We start from the raw sequence: 806 nt of genomic DNA on the forward strand, positions 1-806 counted from the left end.
CGGATGGCGCGGGACACCGCCTTGACGGCTTCGTCCTGGCCGATCAGGCGCTGGTGGAGGGTCTCCTCCATGTTCAACAGCTTGGCCGACTCGCTTTCGGTGAGCTTCTGCACCGGCACGCCGGTCCAGGAGGCCACGATGTGGGCGATGTCCTCTTCCGTCACCATCGGGGTGCGCTCCGCGTCGGCAGGCGCATCCGCCACTGCCACGCTCAGTGCAGCCCCGGCTTCGGTCTCGCCGGCCTGGACTGCGGCTGCGGGTTCCTCATCTTTGCGGGATTGCAGGATCGAGCGGATCTGCTCGCGCAGCTCCACTTCCTTGTCGCGCAGTTCGCCGGCCTTGGTGAAGTCCTGCTCGCGCACGGCATCCTCCTTGTCCTTCTGGACGGCCCGCAGCTGCTTATCAACCTCCTTGGCCGCAGGCGGAAGCTTGGAGTTCATCAGTCGAACCCGGCTGCCGGCCTCGTCGACCAGGTCGATCGCCTTGTCGGGCAGCTGACGATCCGAGATGTAGCGATGCGAGAGCACGGCCGCGGCGACGATGGCCGGATCGGTGATCTCCACCGCATGGTGGACCTCGTAGCGTTCCTTGAGTCCGCGCAGGATGGCGATGGTGTCCTCGACGTTCGGCTCGTCGACCAGAACCTTTTGAAAGCGCCGCTCCAGCGCCGCGTCCTTCTCGACATACTTGCGGTACTCATCCAGCGTCGTGGCACCCACGCAATGCAGCTCGCCGCGCGCGAGCGCCGGCTTGAGCATGTTGCCGGCATCCATCGAGCCCTCGGCCTTGCCGGCGCCGACCATGGT

General features: G+C 66.1%; 1 protein-coding gene. It reads right to left on the minus strand.

All coding sequences use genetic code 11. From position 1 onward, the window contains the following. The coding region (locus B4N44_RS12015) for a UvrB/UvrC motif-containing protein (protein ID WP_296701091.1) at positions 1 to 806 on the minus strand (806 nt) is incomplete at both ends.

Source organism: Thiocapsa sp. UBA6158 (assembly GCF_002423035.1).
Taxonomy (GTDB): Bacteria; Pseudomonadota; Gammaproteobacteria; order Chromatiales; family Chromatiaceae; genus Thiocapsa.